22 protein-coding genes are annotated in these 19,742 nt (G+C 37.9%); 13 read left to right on the forward strand and 9 right to left on the reverse strand.

Annotated features, from left to right (window positions below):
* Nucleotides 1-118: 118 nt before the first annotated feature.
* The 6 genes from exaC to AC07M3_RS10865 all read left to right on the forward strand — a co-directional run bounded on the left by exaC (nucleotide 119) and on the right by AC07M3_RS10865 (nucleotide 6,678).
* Nucleotides 119-1,630, forward strand: coding sequence for an acetaldehyde dehydrogenase ExaC (gene exaC / locus AC07M3_RS10840; RefSeq protein ID WP_494567281.1), 1,512 nt, complete (start codon nucleotides 119-121; stop codon nucleotides 1,628-1,630).
* A 221-nt stretch (nucleotides 1,631-1,851) separates the two neighbouring features.
* Complete coding sequence (eat, locus tag AC07M3_RS10845; protein WP_494567282.1) at nucleotides 1,852-3,288, forward strand: ethanolamine permease; 1,437 nt, start codon at nucleotides 1,852-1,854, stop codon at nucleotides 3,286-3,288.
* Between the two features lie 16 nt (nucleotides 3,289-3,304).
* Entirely contained in the window at nucleotides 3,305-4,690 is a 1,386-nt protein-coding gene (locus AC07M3_RS10850) for an ethanolamine ammonia-lyase subunit EutB (protein WP_494567283.1), read from the forward strand.
* 10 nt (nucleotides 4,691-4,700) lie between these two features.
* On the forward strand, nucleotides 4,701-5,516 hold the full coding sequence (gene eutC, locus AC07M3_RS10855) for an ethanolamine ammonia-lyase subunit EutC (protein WP_494567284.1): 816 nt from the start codon (nucleotides 4,701-4,703) through the stop codon (nucleotides 5,514-5,516).
* Between the two features lie 166 nt (nucleotides 5,517-5,682).
* Complete coding sequence (locus tag AC07M3_RS10860; RefSeq protein WP_494567285.1) at nucleotides 5,683-6,405, forward strand: glutamine amidotransferase; 723 nt, start codon at nucleotides 5,683-5,685, stop codon at nucleotides 6,403-6,405.
* Nucleotides 6,406-6,564: 159 nt separating this feature from the next.
* Complete coding sequence (locus AC07M3_RS10865) at nucleotides 6,565-6,678, forward strand: hypothetical protein (protein ID WP_080592263.1); 114 nt, start codon at nucleotides 6,565-6,567, stop codon at nucleotides 6,676-6,678.
* Nucleotides 6,679-6,791: 113 nt separating this feature from the next.
* Here the strand turns inward: AC07M3_RS10865 and AC07M3_RS10870 are convergent, their stop codons facing one another.
* Entirely contained in the window at nucleotides 6,792-8,519 is a 1,728-nt protein-coding gene (locus tag AC07M3_RS10870) for a glutamine--tRNA ligase/YqeY domain fusion protein (RefSeq protein ID WP_494567286.1), read from the reverse strand.
* A 168-nt stretch (nucleotides 8,520-8,687) separates the two neighbouring features.
* Here AC07M3_RS10870 and AC07M3_RS10875 point away from each other — a divergent pair, with 168 nt between their 5' ends.
* A complete protein-coding gene (locus AC07M3_RS10875) occupies nucleotides 8,688-9,197 on the forward strand; it encodes a peptidylprolyl isomerase (RefSeq protein WP_003652397.1) in 510 nt (169 codons plus the stop codon).
* 15 nt (nucleotides 9,198-9,212) lie between these two features.
* Nucleotides 9,213-9,932 (forward strand): UDP-2,3-diacylglucosamine diphosphatase, encoded by a 720-nt coding sequence (locus AC07M3_RS10880; protein WP_494567287.1) that lies wholly within the window; start codon nucleotides 9,213-9,215, stop codon nucleotides 9,930-9,932.
* A 7-nt stretch (nucleotides 9,933-9,939) separates the two neighbouring features.
* Here AC07M3_RS10880 and AC07M3_RS10885 read toward each other — a convergent pair whose 3' ends face one another.
* Nucleotides 9,940-10,170, reverse strand: a complete 231-nt coding sequence (locus AC07M3_RS10885; protein ID WP_494567288.1) for a hypothetical protein — start codon at nucleotides 10,168-10,170, stop codon at nucleotides 9,940-9,942.
* 139 nt (nucleotides 10,171-10,309) lie between these two features.
* Here AC07M3_RS10885 and nfsB point away from each other — a divergent pair, with 139 nt between their 5' ends.
* Nucleotides 10,310-10,963 carry an oxygen-insensitive NAD(P)H nitroreductase gene (gene nfsB / locus AC07M3_RS10890; protein WP_494567289.1) on the forward strand — a complete coding sequence of 218 codons (654 nt, stop codon included), beginning with the start codon at nucleotides 10,310-10,312 and terminating at the stop codon, nucleotides 10,961-10,963.
* A gap of 35 nt (nucleotides 10,964-10,998) precedes the next feature.
* Here nfsB and AC07M3_RS10895 read toward each other — a convergent pair whose 3' ends face one another.
* The 5 genes from AC07M3_RS10895 to tsaE form a co-directional block, all read right to left on the reverse strand.
* Nucleotides 10,999-11,859 (reverse strand): EamA family transporter, encoded by an 861-nt coding sequence (locus AC07M3_RS10895; RefSeq protein WP_494567290.1) that lies wholly within the window; start codon nucleotides 11,857-11,859, stop codon nucleotides 10,999-11,001.
* Between the two features lie 139 nt (nucleotides 11,860-11,998).
* Nucleotides 11,999-12,523 (reverse strand): RNA chaperone Hfq, encoded by a 525-nt coding sequence (gene hfq / locus AC07M3_RS10900; protein WP_494567291.1) that lies wholly within the window; start codon nucleotides 12,521-12,523, stop codon nucleotides 11,999-12,001.
* A 95-nt stretch (nucleotides 12,524-12,618) separates the two neighbouring features.
* Entirely contained in the window at nucleotides 12,619-13,563 is a 945-nt protein-coding gene (miaA, locus tag AC07M3_RS10905) for a tRNA (adenosine(37)-N6)-dimethylallyltransferase MiaA (RefSeq protein ID WP_494567292.1), read from the reverse strand.
* A gap of 6 nt (nucleotides 13,564-13,569) precedes the next feature.
* Entirely contained in the window at nucleotides 13,570-15,519 is a 1,950-nt protein-coding gene (gene mutL / locus AC07M3_RS10910; RefSeq protein WP_494567293.1) for a DNA mismatch repair endonuclease MutL, read from the reverse strand.
* Complete coding sequence (gene tsaE, locus AC07M3_RS10915; protein WP_035357976.1) at nucleotides 15,512-15,985, reverse strand: tRNA (adenosine(37)-N6)-threonylcarbamoyltransferase complex ATPase subunit type 1 TsaE; 474 nt, start codon at nucleotides 15,983-15,985, stop codon at nucleotides 15,512-15,514. The genes mutL and tsaE overlap by 8 nt, the downstream gene beginning before the upstream one ends.
* Nucleotides 15,986-16,105: 120 nt before the next feature.
* Between tsaE and AC07M3_RS10920 the strand changes: the two genes are divergently transcribed.
* The 3 genes from AC07M3_RS10920 (at nucleotide 16,106) to AC07M3_RS10930 (ending at nucleotide 17,976) form a co-directional block, all read left to right on the forward strand.
* Nucleotides 16,106-17,014 carry a pseudouridine synthase gene (locus tag AC07M3_RS10920; RefSeq protein WP_494567294.1) on the forward strand — a complete coding sequence of 303 codons (909 nt, stop codon included), beginning with the start codon at nucleotides 16,106-16,108 and terminating at the stop codon, nucleotides 17,012-17,014.
* Between the two features lie 111 nt (nucleotides 17,015-17,125).
* The gene (locus AC07M3_RS10925; protein WP_004643266.1) at nucleotides 17,126-17,434 is read left to right on the forward strand and encodes a type II toxin-antitoxin system RelB/DinJ family antitoxin; all 309 of its coding nucleotides are present in this window, start codon (nucleotides 17,126-17,128) and stop codon (nucleotides 17,432-17,434) included.
* Nucleotides 17,435-17,532: 98 nt separating this feature from the next.
* Entirely contained in the window at nucleotides 17,533-17,976 is a 444-nt protein-coding gene (locus AC07M3_RS10930; protein WP_004643268.1) for a GNAT family N-acetyltransferase, read from the forward strand.
* On the opposite strand, the gene AC07M3_RS10935 is transcribed toward AC07M3_RS10930, so the two are convergent.
* Nucleotides 17,969-18,673 carry a pseudouridine synthase gene (locus tag AC07M3_RS10935; protein ID WP_307009049.1) on the reverse strand — a complete coding sequence of 235 codons (705 nt, stop codon included), beginning with the start codon at nucleotides 18,671-18,673 and terminating at the stop codon, nucleotides 17,969-17,971. The genes AC07M3_RS10930 and AC07M3_RS10935 overlap by 8 nt on opposite strands.
* 90 nt (nucleotides 18,674-18,763) lie before the next feature.
* Nucleotides 18,764-18,982 carry a hypothetical protein gene (locus tag AC07M3_RS10940; protein WP_307009047.1) on the reverse strand — a complete coding sequence of 73 codons (219 nt, stop codon included), beginning with the start codon at nucleotides 18,980-18,982 and terminating at the stop codon, nucleotides 18,764-18,766.
* A gap of 254 nt (nucleotides 18,983-19,236) precedes the next feature.
* Here AC07M3_RS10940 and AC07M3_RS10945 point away from each other — a divergent pair, with 254 nt between their 5' ends.
* The gene (locus tag AC07M3_RS10945) at nucleotides 19,237-19,689 is read left to right on the forward strand and encodes a DUF441 domain-containing protein (RefSeq protein WP_017388114.1); all 453 of its coding nucleotides are present in this window, start codon (nucleotides 19,237-19,239) and stop codon (nucleotides 19,687-19,689) included.
* The last annotated feature ends 53 nt before the right edge of the window (nucleotides 19,690-19,742 follow it).

The following is a 19,742-nucleotide window of genomic DNA, read 5'->3' on the forward strand; positions in this document are numbered from 1 at the left end:
TTTCTATTCCAACCTTTCTCCAACCTTCTTCTTTATATCCTAATTATACAAAGTACGAAAGTACCTACTGACAGGGTTCTTGTTAGTCTTTAGTCCTAAAAAGCAAAGGAATATTTATATGCGCTATATCGATCCAAATCAACCAGGCTCAAAAGTTCAATTTAAATCACAATATGAAAATTTTATTGGCGGTGAATGGGTTGCACCTGTAAAGGGTGCATATTTTGATAATGTATCTCCTGTTGATGGAAAAGCTTTCACACGTATTCCACGCTCTAGTGCCGAAGATATCGAACTTGCTCTAGATGCAGCACATAAAGCGAAAGCAACATGGAATAAAGCCTCGCCAACGGTACGCTCAAATATACTTTTAAAAATTGCTGATCGTTTAGAAGCAAATCTTGAAATGCTTGCTGTTACAGAAACTTGGGATAACGGTAAAGCGGTTCGTGAAACTTTAGCAGCTGATCTTCCGCTTGCGATTGATCATTTCCGTTATTTCGCAGGTTGTATTCGTGCTCAAGAAGGCGGCATCTCTGAAATTGATGAAGATACCATTGCCTACCACTTCCATGAACCACTTGGTGTAGTTGGCCAAATCATTCCATGGAACTTCCCAATTTTAATGGCAGCATGGAAACTTGCTCCTGCTCTAGCAGCTGGTAACTGCGTTGTGATTAAACCAGCAGAGCAAACACCAGTAGGTATTTTACTGGTTGCTGAACTCATCCAAGATATCTTACCGCCGGGTGTACTTAATATTGTTAATGGTTTCGGTTCAGAAGTCGGTCGTCCGTTAGCGACAAACCCACGTATTGCCAAAATTGCTTTCACAGGTTCAACACAAACTGGACAAATGGTGATGCAATATGCAACCGAAAATATTATTCCAGTGACATTAGAACTTGGCGGTAAGTCACCAAACCTTTTCTTTGAAGATATCATGGATAAAGAAGATGATTTCTTAGAAAAAACGCTTGAAGGTTTTGCCATGTTTGCCTTAAACCAAGGTGAAGTATGTACTTGCCCTTCTCGTGCTTTAGTACAAGAGAGCATTGCTGATCAGTTCTTGGAATTGGCTGTCGAACGTGTAAAACGTATTAAAACTGGTCATCCACTTGATACTGAAACTATGATTGGTGCTCAAGCATCTCTACAACAGCAAGAGAAAATTTTACGTTGTATTAACACTGGTCGTGAAGAAGGTGCAGAACTCTTACTAGGCGGTAGTGGTCGTAAAGAAGTAGGCGATGGTTACTATGTTGATCCGACTATTTTTAAAGGTCACAACGGCATGCAAGTTTTCCAAGAAGAAATTTTTGGACCTGTACTTGCTGTGACAACGTTCAAAGACTTTGACGATGCAATTAAAATTGCCAATGACACCATGTATGGTTTAGGTGCAGGTGTTTGGTCACGTTCAGCACACATTTCTTATCGTGCTGGTCGCGCTATTGAAGCGGGTCGTGTCTGGACAAACTGCTATAACATCTACCCTGCTCATGCTGCATTTGGTGGCTACAAAAAGTCAGGTATTGGCCGTGAAAACCATAAGATGATGCTAGATCATTATCAACAAACTAAAAACTTGTTGGTGAGTTATTCAACTAAACCAATGGGCTTCTTCTAATTTCTGCACCAAGTTGATACCAGACTATCAACATTAGAAAGAAGTAAGCTCATTAATTATGTAAGACGCCGGTAATTTAGATTGCTGGCTTCTTTATTTAGTACTGTTAGTTCTCAAGTTTTTATCATTTGGAATAAAAAAGCGTCATCTATTATCTAAAGCTCTTCATTTAGGCATTGCTTTTGCATTGATTCATACAAACCCACTCGCAGGAGTATTGTATGAATCAACCAGAAACAGCTTCCGTTATTGCTTCAAGCGCAGAAGTTTCATCAGCAGAATATTTTGCTCAGCGTCAACTTAAACAAGGTACTGTGGGTTGGTTACTCCTGATTGGTTTAGGTGTAGCTTATGTGATATCTGGTGATTTTGCTGGCTGGAACTTTGGCATAGCCCAAGGTGGCTGGGGTGGTATGTTTATTGCCACTGCCCTCGCTGCAATCATGTATCTGTGCCTATGTCTTTCTATGTCGGAAATGTCCACCATGATGCCGACAGCAGGTGGTGGTTATAGCTTTGCACGCGCTGCCTTTGGTCCTTTTGGTGGCTATTTAACAGGTACAGCTATTTTAATTGAATACGCGATTGCCCCTGCTGCTATTGCCGTATTTATTGGTGGTTATTGTGAATCTTTATTTGGCATTAATGGTTGGATGATTTACCTCGCCTGCTATGCCATTTTTATGGGCATACATTTGAAAGGTGCTGGCGAAGCCTTAAAAATCATGTTTGCAATTACACTTGTCGCAGCGGTTGCTCTTGTTGTGTTTATTGCAGCAATGATCCCACATTTTAATGCACAAAACCTGTTAGATATTCCCGTTGGCACAGCCGCTGGCGCAAGTCGTTTTCTACCTCATGGCTATTTAGGCATCTGGGCCGCTGTTCCATTTGCAATCTGGTTTTTTCTTGCAGTTGAAGGTGTTCCTTTAGCAGCCGAAGAAGCAAAAGATCCTGCAAAATCATTACCACGTGGTTTAATCGGTGCAATGCTCATATTAACGGCGTTTGCCATGCTCATTTTATTCTTGGGTGCGGGCGCAGCAGGTGCAAGTACTTTACAAAACTCAGGCGCTCCTCTGGTCGATGCTCTGGTTAAAGTTTATGGCACCAACACTTGGCTTGCGACTTTTGTTAACTTTGTTGGTTTAGCAGGTTTAATCGCGAGTTTCTTTTCAATTATCTATGCTTATTCACGTCAAATCTTTGCACTCTCTCGTGCTGGTTACTTACCCACTTCACTTTCGTTAACTAACAAAAATAAAGCGCCTTACCTAGCGATTATTATTCCGGGCATTATCGGTTTCTTGCTTTCACTTACTAAAGAAGGCGATTCACTGATTTTAATCGCGGTTTTTGGTGCAACCATCTCTTATGTGTTGATTCTTTTATCCCACATCAAATTACGCCTATCTAAACCTAACATGCCCCGTCCCTATAAAACACCAGGTGGCATTGTGACCTCAAGCATTGCATTAGTTTTAGCAATGGCTGCGGTAGTTGCAGGTTTTGTGGTAAACCCTAAAGTCTGGTTTATTGCTGCCGCTATCTATATGGTATTTATTGCTTACTTTTTATTCTATAGCCGTTATCATTTAGTGAAAGGGACCCCAGAAGAAGAGTTTGTAAATATTAAAGCCGCAGAACAAGAACTATAAATAAAAGGAAGCAACCATGAGTTATCGCAATATTGTCGCCAATCAACAGTATCACTTTGCTGACTTAAAAACTTTAATGGCAAAAGCAACGCCATTACGTTCTGGCGATAAATTAGCAGGTGTAGCTGCCAGAGATGCAACCGAACATGTTGCGGCACAAATGACACTGGCCGATGTACCACTTAAAACTTTTTTAAATGAAGTAGTGGTCGATTACGAAACTGATGAAATTACGCGTCTGATTATTGATGAACATGATTTGGCGGCTTTTGCCCCTATTTCACACTTTACAGTAGGCGATTTTCGGAATTGGTTACTTGGAGAAGAAGCAACTGCACAAAGCTTAAAAGCATTAGCATCAGGTTTAACTCCAGAAATGGTGGCTGCTGTTAGCAAAATTATGCGCAATCAAGATTTGATTTATGTCGCGAGCAAGTGTGAAGTCATTACCCAGTTTCGCAACACCATCGGTCTAAAAGGCCATCTTTCTACCCGTCTGCAACCCAATCACCCGACCGACGATGTACTTGGTATTTCCGCCAGTATTTTAGATGGCTTGATGTATGGCAATGGTGATGCTGTGATTGGCATTAACCCTGCGACCGATAATTTACATAATTTGTCAGAGCTACTGAAATTGCTTGATCATGTAATTCAGGAGTATCAAATTCCGACACAATCTTGTGTACTCACGCATATTAGTTCAGGTATTCAACTCGCTGAAAAAAATGTGCCAATTGATTTAATGTTTCAATCGATTGCTGGCACACAACTGGCTAACGAAGGTTTTGGAATTTCACTCGATTTACTACAAGAAGGATATGAAGCCACGCTCGCACTCAAACGCGGGACCATTGGGCAAAACGTCATGTACTTTGAAACTGGTCAAGGCAGTGCCTTATCAAGTAATGCACATCACGGCGTTGACCAGCAAACTTTAGAAACTCGCGCCTATGCTGTAGCCCGTAAATACAACCCACTTTTAGTAAATACAGTCGTCGGTTTTATTGGCCCAGAGTACCTTTTTAACGGTAAACAAATTATACGTGCAGGTCTAGAAGATCACTTCTGCGGCAAGTTACTTGGTGTGCCAATGGGCTGCGACATTTGTTACACCAACCATGCAGATGCAGACCAAAATGATATGGATGTTCTCCTTACCTTATTTGGCGCCGCGGGCATCAACTTTATTATGGGGATTCCGGGCTCAGATGATGTCATGCTCAATTATCAAACGACTTCGTTCCATGATGCCCTATACTTAAGACAGCTTTTAGGTTTAAAACCTGCTCCTGAGTTTTCTGCTTGGCTTGAACAACAGGGTATTTTTAAACAACAAAACTCTCAAATTTGTTGGGCAGATCACATGCCCGACCAATTCTCTCGTCTGCTCATGAATTAGGGAGAACACTATGAAAATCAGTCGTGATATTCAATATCCCTCCTCTACCCATCAAGATCAGTGGGAAAAACTCAAACAGTTTACCGATGCCCGTATTGCTTTGGGTCGTGCAGGTTGCAGTATCCCAACACGAGCCTTACTCGAATTCCAGTTATCTCATGCACAAGCAAAAGATGCGGTTTATCAAGATCTGGACGTTTTTCATTTATCTGAACAATTACAGCAACAGCAGCTTCCAAGCATTCATGTACAAAGTAATGCATCCAATAAAGAAATTTATCTCAAACGCCCAGATTTAGGACGTCAGCTTTCAGATCAATCAAAAGATGTCTTAATTAAGGAATATGCAGAAAATCCGAAGCCATACGATGTTTGTATTGTGGTAGGTGACGGACTCTCTGCAAGAGCAATTGAAGCAAACGCTGTGACATTTATTACAGCGCTAAGCGAACAAATTCAGCAAGAAAACTGGAGTCTTGCACCAATTTCACTTGCGACAGGTAGCCGAGTTGCTCTTGGCGATGAAGTCGCAGAAATTTTCAAAGCATCTATGCTTGTTATGCTTATTGGCGAACGTCCGGGATTAAGCTCTCCGGACAGTATGGGCATTTACTATACATGGAATGCATATTCAGGCTGCCTCGATGCGAAACGCAACTGTATTTCCAATGTTCGCCCAGCAGGCTTAAGTATTCCGGTTGCAGTACAACGTTTAATCGCATTAATGAAAAAATCAAAACAACTCGGCTTTTCAGGAGTTAATTTAAAAGATGAACATCAACTTTCAAACATAGGCTTTGAGGAAAATCAAAAGCTATTATTTTAAACAGTAGAATATGTTTAGGGATTTATTCATAAATAGATAATCCTTTGCATAACAACATCATTTTAACGAAAAATATCAATTTCCGAGTATTGGTGATTTATACAGATATTCTCTTCTTTATATTTATCGCTATACTCCACGTATTGATCTTCTATGAATCATTTGTATGAACACAACAAACGCCTTCCCTAAAACTATTTATGCCATTCAGCATCTTGCTTTCGAAGACTTAGGTTCATTAGAAGATGTTTTTTATCAACTCGGATTTCGCGTCCGTTATTTTGAGGCGGGTGTTGATGATTTAACCCCTGCTTTTTCACATGAAGGTTTAACCATTATTTTAGGTGGTCCAATCGGAGTTTATGAAACTGACGATTATCCATTCTTAAAAGATGAAATCGCTTTACTCAAACAACGTTTAGCAGCTGACAAGCCTACAATTGGCATTTGCCTAGGTGCACAGCTTATTGCTCATGCACTTGGCGCAAAAGTATACGCAGGACATCAAAAAGAAATTGGCTGGGGTCCACTAAGCTTAAGCTTACGTGCTAATCAGGTTTTATCTGGCTTGCTTAACAATGTTCATGTTCTACATTGGCATGGCGACACTTTCGACCTTCCTGAAAATGCGGTGCTATTAGCAAGTTCCGATATTTATACCAATCAGGCATTTGAAGTCGGAAATAATATTCTTGCCTTGCAGTTCCACATTGAAACCACTGAAGAGCATTTTGAAAAGTGGTTAATTGGTCATACATGTGAACTTCGCCATGCAAATGTTTCGATTCCAAAGCTTCGCGAAGATAATTTGCAATACGCTCAAGCGCTCGAACATGCTGCATTTGAAATTATTCAAAAATTTCTCAAACGTATTGGATATAGCGGTTAAATTATAAAAATACAATTAAATTAAATTATATCCATAAAGCCAAATGCTTACTTTTCACCCAAAGATGGATTATTAATCTATCTTTGGGAACCTTTATAATTAATTTCCGTGTATTATTAATTTATTCATTTTGTAACATAAAATAAACGCTGATTTACTATGGAAATCCTGAAATTTATTAAAAGCTTTAACACGGTGAATACTTATTTATCGCTAGCATTTATTCTTCTTATAATCATTGTTCTTTATTTTTATGTGGTTAATCCAGCTTAGCTTATTTGCCAAAGCACAATAAAGAATAATATATGTAAGAAAATAGATATAAAAAAGCCCAACTGAGTTGGGCCTTTTTATATCTGCTATTTACTCAAAACCTGTTACTCGTGTTACTTTTTCTCAGGCTTAAAGCTATCTTTCAAATCGAGAATACGGTTAAACACTGGTTTTTCAGGTGAATGATCGTGCTGATCTGCAACGAAATAACCTTCACGTTCAAACTGGAAACGATCTTCTGGCTTAGCTTGTGCCAAAGCAGGTTCAATTACAGCTTCTAACACTTTCATCGAATCTGGATTTAGGTTTGCCAAGAAATCATCACCTGTTTCAGGGTCTGCTTCTGTGAACAAACGATCGTAAATACGTACTTCAGCAGGAATACCTTTGGTTGCAGATACCCAGTGAATCACGCCTTTCACTTTACGACCTTCAGGATTTTTACCTAACGTTTCAGGGTCAATTGAACATTTCAGCTCAACCACTTCACCATTTGCATCCTTAATGACTTCATCACATTTAATCACGTAAGCATGACGTAAACGTACTTCGCCGTCAGGAATTAAGCGTTTAAAGCCTTTTGGCGGCACTTCTTCAAAATCTTTACGGTCAATATAGATTTCCTTAGTTAAAGGAATTACACGATCACCCATATCAACGTTAGGATGGCGAGCATGCGTAAGATCCATATCCTCTGGTAAATTAGTTAAAGTCACTTTAAGTGGACTTAAAACAGCCATACCACGCGCAGCTGTATTTTCCAAAGATTGACGAATACAGAACTCAAGCATTGCAACATCTACAATACCATCAGTTTTTGACACACCTACACGTTTACAGAAATCACGTAAACCTTCTGGAGTAAAACCACGACGACGCATACCTACTACTGTTGGCATACGCGGGTCATCCCAACCATTTACATGACCACCTTCCACCAACTTACGTAATTTACGTTTTGATGTAATGGTGTAGTCCACGTTTAAACGTGAAGATTCGTACTGATGTGGAACTGCTTTAGATTTTACCTTTTCTACAATCCAGTCATAAAACGGACGGTGATCTTGGAACTCTAATGTACAAAGAGAATGAGTAATCCCCTCAATAGCATCTGACAATGGATGAGCATAGTCATACATTGGATAGATTTTCCACTTATCACCTGTTTGATGATGCTCTGAATGCAATACGCGATATAAAATTGGATCACGCATGTGTACGTTTGGGCTTGCCATATCAATTTTGGCACGTAAAACAGCTTCACCCTCTTTAAACTCACCACTGCGCATTTTTTCAAAGCGAGCAAGGTTTTCTTCAACAGATGCATCACGGTATGGTGAATTTTTACCCGGTTCAACAAAACTACCGCGGTTTAACTTAATTTCTTCTGGAGACTGTAAATCAACATAAGCATCGCCTTGCTCAATTAATTGAACAGCCCATGCATATAATTGATCAAAATAACTTGATGCATAGCGTGGCTCACCATTCCAGTTAAAACCAAGCCATTTCACATCATTCGCAATACCGTCAACGTACTCTTGTTCTTCAGCATCAGGGTTTGTATCGTCAAAACGTAAATTACATAAACCATCAAACTCTTCAGCCACACCAAAGTTTAGGCAAATCGCTTTTACATGACCAATATGCAAATAACCATTTGGTTCTGGTGGAAAACGCGTTACGATCTGATTTGCACGTCCAGCAGCCAAGTCTTCAGTAATGACTTGGCGAACAAAATCTAAGCCAGCCTGTTGTTCTTGCTGCGCAGAATCGACAGAGGCATGAGTATTCGGTGTCGGGTTATTTGGCAGGCTCGAGACAACATCATTAGGCTTCATAGTGTATCAATCACTTCTTTGTAGATAAAATTTCGAAAAATTTAAACGCTATCTTCATTTTTAACAAAGATTTTAACGTTTTTTACTTGCCTTGTAGTTTACAGTTTGCTTATGCTTCTCTCAACCAAAAACCCATGGTCATAAGCCCATGTTTAGGAGATTAATGTAATGAGTTTTCCTCAAGTCGAATTAAACACCAATAAAGGTCGTATTGTTCTTGAACTGAATGCTGAAAAAGCACCTAAAACAGTAGCAAACTTTTTAGAATATGTACGTGACGGTTTTTATGACGGCGTTATTTTCCACCGCGTCATTGATGGTTTCATGATCCAAGGTGGCGGTATGGATGAAAACTTCAAAGAAAAAGCAACACGTGATTCAATTGAAAATGAAGCTGATAACGGTTTAAGCAACGACGAAGGTACGATTGCAATGGCGCGTACTCAAGCTCCTCACTCAGCGTCTGCTCAATTCTTTATCAACGTGAAAAATAACTCTTTCTTGAACCATACCTCTAAAACTGCTCAAGGTTGGGGTTATGCTGTATTTGGTAAAGTTGTTGAAGGTCTAGACATTGTTGAAGCGATCAAAGGTGTTCGCACTGGTAACCGTGGTTATCACGCTGACGTTCCTTTAGAAAACGTTGTAATCGAATCTGCTAAAATTATTTCTGAATAATTTTAGGATAAAGCTGTGACTTATCTGTTTATCTCAGATTTACATTTGTCACCTGAACACCCTCGACTCGTTCGAGGGTTTTTAGACTTATTGGTACATTACCAAGATAAAAATACTCAACTCTACATTTTAGGTGACTGGTTTAATGCCTGGATTGGAGATGACTATTCAGCACCATGGCTAGATGAAATTGTCGATGCCCTAAAGGCTTTTACTCAAAAAGGGAATCGTGTTTACTTTCAAGTAGGCAACCGTGATTTTGCGCTTAATCAAGTTTTCCTCAATAAATTTAATGGCGTCTTACTCCCTGATATTTATTCCCTTAATATTACAGGACATCAATATCGTCTAGAACACGGCGATGCATTATGTACAGATGATGTTTCTTATCAAAGATTTAAAAAGATTATTCGAAATCCGCTCTTAGTCTCTCTTTTACGTCGAACTCCACTCAGTTTTCGCACTAAGCTGGTTAATGGCTTCCGCAAGAGAAGCTCTGCGGATAAACAGCAAAAAAGCTATGAAATCATGGATGTAAATGAGCAAGCAGTTCTGTCTGCTTTAGCAAATGTAGATACACTGATTCATGGACATACTCACCGCCCTTCAATTCATCAAGTCCAAGATAAACAACGAATTGTTCTTGGCGATTGGCGTGAAGATCAGGCTTATATTTTGGAAATTGACCCGTCTTCAAATCCACAACAGCTCGAATTGGTTGTCTGGAATTATTAGCTAGAAATTAGTCACTTTTTATTTGAAATTTCAATTCTTTAATTTTTTTATTTAAATCAAAATCCCAAATCACACATACCCCAGTAATAAATACAAATCGCCAATTTATATGTCCATACTTTTGATACTCAATGTATAAAATTAAAAGACACAGTACAAATGCAAGAATGATAAAGGCTTTAACAATTCTAATTTCTCGCAGCTTACTCTTTGCACCTGTTGGCATTAAATTAATCATTTTCAATAGATTACTAAAACTTTATATAAGTATTATATTTCTTTATCAAATTACATAGGAAATGTTTTTGAATAAAATAGCGTATGATGACAAAGATTAAATTCTCTCAATTGCCATAAGATTGATATGGAGTACATATATGGACCTATTGAATTCTGTTAAAAGCCGCTACACAACAAAAGCGTATGATTCTGAAAAGAAAATTCCTCAAGAAAAAATTAATAAATTATTAGAAATTTTACGTTTTTCACCTTCTTCAGTGAATATACAGCCTTGGCACTTTTTCGTTGCAGATAACCTTGCAGCTAAAGAAAGAATTGCAAAAGCCTTAACAGGTAAATATGCTTACAATGGTCCCAAAGTGCTTGAGTCATCACACACACTTGTATTTTGCACAAAAACAGATATTTCATCTGAATACTTAAATCAATTACTTGAACAAGATGATTTAAGTGGTCGTTTTAAAGATGAAAAAGCTAAATTAGGCCAAAAAGATACTCGCCATGGCTATGTTGAGTTCTATCGAAATGAGCAGAAAAATTTATTTGGATGGATGGAAAATCAAACATTCATTGCTCTGGGGCAACTACTTTTTGCTGCGGGTTTAGAAGGAATTGATGCAACCCCAATGGGCGGCTTTGATGAAGACATTTTAAATAATGAGTTAGGTTTAACTGAAAAAGGCCTACGTAGTTCAGTCATTGTTTCCCTAGGTTATCGCAGTGAAAACGATTTTAATGCCAAACTACCTAAATCACGCCTACCAGATGAAGTTATTTTTACCTCTTTATAAAATTAGAATAGTTCAAGAGATTCAATTCTCTTGAACTATAAAGCCATTGCCCTAGCTAAACAAATCACGCCACTTATTCCAAATAAAATACCTAAAGTGGTAGGCCATTTTAATTTTTCTTTATATAAAATAACGCCACTTGCAATGCCTAATAGCACCACAAGAATATTCATACTTGCAAAAACAATTGCAGGTGAATCCTTTAAAAGAATATGAGCTTTCACATATAAAGCAATATTCGAAAAATTAAGCACCCCCAAAACCAACCCAGCTATAGCACTTTTAAACTGCCATTTTTGGGTTTTCTGCACCAATAAATATGAAATTGATAATATAAAAGCTGTAATAAAAATAAGATTCAAAGTCAGTGTAAATTGAAGACCTAAACTACTCGTATATTTTAAGAGAATATCTACTGCGGCATATCCACACCAAACACTTAATAGAGCAAAAATTGCTTTTCGAGATTGATGATTCGAAGAATTACTCATTTGTCCAAAGAGGACAAGTAAAACAGCAAAAATTCCTAAACCTATTCCCCATAGCTTTAAAGCATTAAATTGTTCATGAAAAAAGAAATAAGCTGCGAGTAAAGAAAGTACGACAGAAAGGCGCTGTGCAACTTCAGTCTTAACAATTCCTGCATATTCTAATGATTTAGCTAAACACAGAAAAATACTGGGTAAAATCAATCCTAATGCAACAATTAGCCACCAAGGGGTCTTTGATATTGAAATGTGTTGAATATCAGGCTGAAACCACCAAAAGCAAAGAAGACTCGCGCTCACATAGTTCCATGCAATCATTTGTAATGGCTGATACCCTTTTTTCTTTAAATTTTTTAATAAGATAGACACCAAAACACTACTTAAAGCAGCAGCCAATATTAATATCATCGATTAAAACTCTATTTATTTAAATATATGAGTCACCATGGTCAAATTATGACCTTTGATGAGTTTAATATTTTGAATTAACTTTTAAATAAACATAAAAAAACCAGTCATTATCTGACTGGTTTTTTTTAGATATCAATTAACGATTATTTTCGTCTTCTTGACCATCTTCAAATTTAGTATCGTTGTCAAAACCACCTTGATGACCACCGAAGCCGCCTTGACTACCGAAACCACCGCCTTGACCACCGAAGCCACCTTGACCGCCGAAGCCACCACCTTGACCACCACCAAAGCCGCCTTGACCACCGAAGCCACCTTGAGCGCCACCGAAGCCGCCTTGAGCACCACCGAAGCCGCCTTGAGCGCCACCGAAGCCACCAGTAGGTTGACCACCACCAAAGCCGCCTTGTGTGCCACCTTGTGCTGGGAAGCCTGTACCTTGCGCGCCTGCTGGGCGTGGGTTACGAGCTGGAACAACAGTTGAAATCGCGTGTTTGTAAACCATTTGACTTACTGTATTTTTTAATAAAACAACATATTGGTCAAATGATTCAATATGACCCTGTAATTTAATACCGTTCACAAGGAAAATAGAAACAGGGATACGTTCTTTACGGAGAGAATTTAAGAACGGATCTTGTAAAGTTTGACCTTTAGACATTTTTAACTCCAAAAAAAAATTTTTAAATCAGCGCAAAAAAAACTATCTTTATTTTTCAACTAAAAATTATAAAAAGACAGTGTGCAAATTTTGCTTTATCCATAAGAGTTTCGCAAGTCTTCTTTCGCCTGCTTTATCGTCAAGTAAGTTTTAAAATCGTGTATTTCTTGCAAAGAACGTAACCACGTATATTGACGTTTGGCAAGTTGTCGTGTTGCAAATAAAGCTTTATCCTCCATTTCACGTTTACTTTTGAGACTTATATCACTTTTTAATAGAAATTCTAGTGCTTGTCGATAACCCACTGAACGCATTGAGGGTAAATTTTCATCTAAATCGTATTTTTCAATTAGAGCTTCAACTTCACTCAAAAAACCGATATCCCACATTTTGCTTAATCTTTGCTCAATGCGTTGATGTAATTCTACCCGATCTGGAAGTAAAGCATAATTATGAAATATGTATCGATATGGTACGTTTTTGGGTTGTTCTGCCTGCAATTTAGTAATTGGCTCACCCGTAAGCTTATAAACTTCTATTGCTCGAATAATCCTTTGCTTATCAGTCACATTAAATTTTATAGCCGCGGCAGGATCTACGGAAACTAATTCGTCATAAACAGCCTGCCATCCTTCATTTAAAGCTTTTTCTTCAATTGCTGCCCGAACTTGGGGATCTGCACTCGGCAAATTACTCGATAGACCTTCTAAGAGTGCCTTAAAGTACAACATTGTGCCTCCTACCAAGATAGGAGTTTTCCCACGTGAATGCATGTCATCAATCAACTTAGATGCATCTTCCACAAATTGAGCAGCTGAATAAACTTCAAGAGGAGTAATCAGATCAATTAAATGATGAGGATATAGCGCTTGTTCTTCACGAGTTGGTTTAGCAGTACCGATATCCATATCTTTATAAACGAGAGCAGAATCAACAGAAATCAGCTCAAAATTTCCACGCTCGTATAATTCACATGCCAAAGCGGTTTTTCCGCTTGCAGTTGGTCCCATTAAATTGATGACGGGCAATTGATTTGACATGTAAAACTACTCTCCTCGAGCAAATAATTTATCTAATTGAGATAATGGAAATGCACGCCAAGTTGGCCTTCCATGGTTACATTGGCTCGCAAATTCAGTTTGTTCCATTTGACGAAGTAAAGCATTCATTTCCGAAAGACCGAGTTGTCGATGTGCACGTACTGCTCCATGGCATGCCATTCCAGCTAATAACTCATCTCTTTTTTGAAGTAATCCTTGTGCTTCATCATTTGGATCTAAATCATTTAAAAGTTCAGGAATAAGATTTTCAAAGTCAGCTTTTTGTAATATAGCTGGCACACCACGTACAATAATCTGCTCGTCCCCATATAAATCAATTTCAAGTCCTAAACGCTCCAGTTGAGGTTTCAACTCCTCTACCCGCACAGCCTGCATACGGCTAATAGAAATGACTTTAGGTATAAGCAACTGCTGAGATGTCCAAAACTCTGGTTTGTCCCAAGCATTTTTCATTTGCTGTAATAAAATACGCTCATGGGCTGCATGCATATCAACAATAATCAGCCCTTCAGTATTTTGCGCTAAAACATAAATTCCATGAAGTTGAGCAATTGCGATGCCTAACGGAAATTCATCGACTTTAGTTACGGGCTCAATATCTTGATTTACTGAAAAATTAGCAGGTTGATCACGCAGTGGCGCTAAGTATGTCTTTAACGCATTATTTAACTGAGGAGAACCGTTATATTTTGGTGTTTGATCTGCATAGTGAACAGCTTGCGGACGACTAGCATTAAAATCAGTTAATAGCTCTGTCGGTGCATTCTGAGCTCGCGCTTCATTGTCTGGATTTAAAGCTTCATTTGCCCGATGCAGCGTAAATTGTTCCTGATATTTAGGTTGAGGCTGTACAGAATAATCTGAGGTTTCATCCACTTTCATCGCTTGAGCTAAATCAGCAGTCGCTGTCTGAAATTGCGCCAGAGTTTCTTTTGCGTAATGTCTTACAAACTCATGCACTTCTCTCTGATTTAAAAAGCGAATTTCATGTTTTGTAGGATGAACATTCACATCGATATTTTCAGGGTCAACTTCTAAGAAAAGTAAATAAGATGAATGTTGATGGCCATGTAAAATACCGTCATATGCCATGCGTAATGCATGAGAAATCGTTTTATCTTTAACAATACGACCATTCACATAGACATATTGCATATCAGCCTGCGCACGTGCATCTGAAGGATGACCAAGCCACCCCGATAAACGCATGCTAATACTTTCAGCATCCATCCAATATGCATTTTGTACAAATTGCGAACCTAATAATTGCTGTACGCGCTGAAAACGGAGCTCTCCGCTATCTGCTATAGGTAAATTAATTCGAATATTATCATTATGCTCAAGCACAAAACGTATATCGAAATGTGTTAAAGCCAGACGACGAACAATCTCTTCAATATGGCCAAATTCAGTCGTTGGTTTTTTTAAGAATTTACGACGCGCCGGTACATTAAAAAATAAGTCCTGAACACGTATGTGGGTTCCCTTTTGAGCAGCAACAGCTTGCACTTCTTGATGATCAAAGGCTGTACCATTGACTTCAACCTGATGACCAATACCACTTTCATCTTGGCTACTGGTCAATGTCAATCTTGAAACTGCGGCAATCGAAGCAAGTGCCTCCCCGCGAAATCCCAAACTTACAATAGCGTGTAAATCTTCTGCAGTTTTAATTTTACTTGTCGCATGGCGCATTACGGCTAATGCTAAATCCTCAGAATGAATACCATGCCCATTATCAATAATTTCTATTAGCGTCGAACCACCTTGAGCGATCCGTACAATGAGTTCAGTTGCACCCGCATCGATCGAGTTTTCTAATAATTCTTTAACAACAGACGAAGGACGTTCAATCACCTCACCAGCAGCAATCTGGTTGGCTAACGCTGCGTCTAAAGTATGAATACGACGTTGTGTTAGCTTTTCATCAGTCATGAAGCTGTTCCTGCAAAGTCTGATACAAATGTTCTGTGGGTAGAGTTAAAGTTACAAAACGACTCAACTCATCCTCTGACTTTTGAATATCGATAATGATATCTGCCTGAGGAATTTCATCACCACCTTTTGATGGCCATTCAAATAAAAATAATGCATCTGTGACATCTAAATAATCACGGATTCCCATTAATTCAAGTTCATAAGGGTCATTCAAACGATATAAGTCAAAATGAAAAATTTCTTTCTCATTGATTTTATACGGCTCAACTAGTGTATAGGTTGGACTTTTAACAGAGCCTTTATGACCCAAAGCTTGTAAGAAATAGCGCGTAAGTGTGGTTTTACCCGCACCTAAGTCTCCAATTAAATAAATCACACCTGACTGAACATGTTGCGCCAACGCTTGAGCTAGACGCCCAGTATCTTCTTCATGATTTAAGACCAATTTCAATGAATACGACATAGCACACATAACATGATTCAAAATAATCGATATGATAACATTGCCCTGCCTTAAAAGCCTACTCAAGCCCTAGAAGTTGGCTTTTTTTATATCAATTCTCTTACATATTTATACTTTTTTATGTCTAGTCCGAACGATTTTTTGCCACCTATGGTTGATGGTGTAAGCGCAAGCCAAGTTTATCTTCCTGCACAAACAAATACTCAAACTATTTATGAGTATCTATGCCAAAATTTTCAACATATTAAAGTACAAGAGTGGCAGCAACGATTTCAAGATGGACTTATTTATGGGGCAAATGGACAAAAATTAACATTAGATAGCCCTTATCAAAGCAATACCCATATTTTTTATTATCGATTTCTTGCCTATGAGCCACATGTTCCTTTCGAACATCGGATTTTATTTGAAAATGATGACTTACTAGTGGTCGATAAACCTCATTTTTTAACAATTAGCCCAACTGGACAATATGTACAAGAAACATTATTAGTTCGACTTAAAAAACAGACAGGCAATGAATTTTTAACACCGATACATCGATTAGACCGTGAAACTGCTGGAGTTGTTCTATTTTGCAAACGGGTTGAATCGCGAGGTATTTACCAACAATTATTTGCAGAGCGTCAAGTCAATAAAACTTACCACGCTATCGCTCCTTATAAAAAAGAATTAAAACTTCCTCAAACATTACATTTGCATTTAGATAAAGGGACTCCTTTTTACACCATGCAAGTTGTGGCAAATGCTAAAGCAAACACTCAAACCTATATTGAGCTTATTGAACACAACCAGACTTGGGCTAAATATCGGTTAACACCAACGACAGGTAAACAGCACCAGCTTCGTGTTCATCTTAATTATCTAGATATTCCGATTAAAAATGATCCATTTTATCCGACTGTTCAACATAAGGTAGATGATGATTTTTCAGAGCCATTACAACTTTTAGCTAAGCACATTTCATTTGTCGATCCACTCACAAAAGGGGAAATGTTTTTCAATTCTCAGTTTGAATTGACGTTGTAATGTAAGCGTAATGACAAAAAGATTGTTTTTTATGCCGAAAAACATTGAAATTACATTGCGATGGTTTAAAATAAATTCCTAAAAATTAAAAATCATTTGGTTTTGTTATTCATGCGAAAAACAGAAGTTTATCAGGTTCGACTGGACTCCCAAGAGAAAAAGCAGGCTTTTGCTGTTTTTAAACAATTGGGAATTACCCCTGCCCAAGCGGTACGACTTTTTTTTAAACAGGTCGTATTAACTAAATCTATTCCTTTTGCGATCGAAAATCAGAGTATTAATATGGAACAATTATTAAAACTCCGAAAAGCAAAAGCATCTTCATTAAATCAAAACCCATCGACTTTAAGCGAAGATGATGACCATGAAGATTTGTTTGAAGAACTAAACGCACTTCTTGGTGAGAGCGACAAAACTTAACACTGTTGCATTTATAAACAAGTTTTAACGTCAAAAAGCTCTTTTTTTCGTTATGCTCTCTTTGTAAAAATATAATGATAAGTTACAAGGAGTACCAAATGATCGTTAGACGAGCGACTTTTGAAGATTTAGACCAACTCGCCGTTTTGTTTGATGAATACCGCCAGTTTTATGGGGCTTCTTCTAATTTTAATGAATCACTTTACTTTCTTAAACAACGTTTTGAGAATAGAGAAAGTGTTTTTTTCATTCATATTAAAGATGAAAAAATCACCGGATTCGTTCTACTCTATTTAGGTTTTTCTTCAGTTGCTTGTTCAACATATTATATTTTAGATGATGTATATGTTACGCCAATTTTTCGTCGCCAAGGCTCAGCCAAACAGTTAATTGATACTGCCATTTTATTTGCAAAACAACAAAATGCCCTACGCATTAGCCTAGAAACTCAAAGTAATAACCATGAGTCTCATCGTCTATATGAACAAATGGGCTTCATTCGGGATAGTGAGTTCCAGACATTCCATTGCTTTCTTAAATAATATTTTGTGCTAGCTGCTTTTGCTGCTCTGTTAAATAAATCCATTCCCCATCTGCTATTTCAGGTAAAACCAATTGACCTACTTGATGGCGATGCAATGCTTCTACTTTATTTCCTACAGCAGCAATCATTCTTTTGACTTGGTGATAAACACCTTGATGAATGGTCATCGTTAATTGGTGAGTTTCCAACATTGCTACATCGGTTGCAGCAAAAATGCCTTTTTCCTGATGTAAGCTGACACCTTCGCTTAACATTACGATTTGCTCAGGTGTAACTGGATCGAGAGTCGTAACATGATAAACCTTTGGAACATGTTTACGAGGATGGGTTAAAGCTTGAAGATATTTACCATCATCAGTCAATAAAAGTAAGCCTGTTGTATCTTGATCTAAACGCCCAATTGCTTGGACGCCTCGATGAATCATGATTTCAGGTAAAAGACTAAAAACGCTTTGATGATGCTGAGGCTGATGTGAACACTCAAAACCTTTTGGTTTTTTTAATGCAATATAAACTTGTTCTCGATATTGGTAAGTTTGTCCAAAAAGCGAAAATTCTAAATTTTCAGGAGAAAATTGCTTTTTAAGATCATCAGCAATTTCTCCATCAACACTTACAGAACCATTTTTTATTAACTGCTGACAATATTTACGTGAACCAAACCCTTGTGATTGTAAAATTTTTTCCAGCAGCATGGAGGTTTCTCTTTAGAACAAAACACTTATTTTAACGTAGTTTCAACTCCCTACTCACTACTCTTTGCATTTAGTTCATTAAACTGCACTCTATTCTTCAACTACTCGATAAATATTTTCGTTCTGTTCACTTTCGAATAACAATTCGGTTGTAGGTAAAATAATTTCATTATCAACAATAATATGTTCAATACGCTGGCTTAGCTTTAAAATTTCATTTTCGTGTTCAACTAAATTTTGCTTTAGTTGAGCCTTGGCATCATGAATCTGATCAAACTGATCTTTAATTTTGATATCTACAATTTCCATAGTCATTATCCTATGTTCATGAGTAATGACTATTTTTATAACACAACTTCGAAAAACTATAAGTTTTAACTTGTTAATTTATATAACATTGTGTCCAAGCGTAACCGAAAATTAAAACTCTTTATCAATGAGCGATATACAATGAAATTTTATTAAAGATAAAATCTAAGATCTGTTGAATCGTTTAAAGCTTTCACATTCCTACTCTTAAATATTATACAATTCCATTTTATTTACTTGCCTATCCCGCTCCCATGCTTGCCCAATTTGATGTTAATTTAGTTGTCCTTCTAGTTCTACTTATCTGTGGTTTACTAAGTCAAAATGCAGCTGTAACCATTGCAGCAGGTGTGTTAATTGTCGTTAAAATTACGCCTTTAAATCAGTTTTTCCCTTTTATTCAAGCACATGGTCTTAATTTAGGAATTCTTATTTTAACCATTGGGGTACTCACACCAATTGCCAGTGGAAAACTGAGTGGAGAGACTATTTTAAAGTCCTTTGTTAGTTTTAAATCACTGGTTGCCATTGCAATCGGTCTGTTAGTCGCATGGTTAGGTGGTCGCGGTGTAAAACTTATGTCGAGTCAGCCTGATGTTGTTGCAGGTTTATTAATTGGTACAGTTGCAGGCGTCGCCTTGCTCCGTGGTGTACCTGTCGGCCCTCTTATTGCAGCAGGCTTGCTCTCGTTGTTTATCGGTAAATAAATTTTTTCGATATTAAAAAAAGGCGCCATTGGGTGCCTTTTTTATGCTTAAGC

The sequence above is a fragment of the Acinetobacter sp. GW821-FHT09D10 genome (assembly GCF_059416285.1).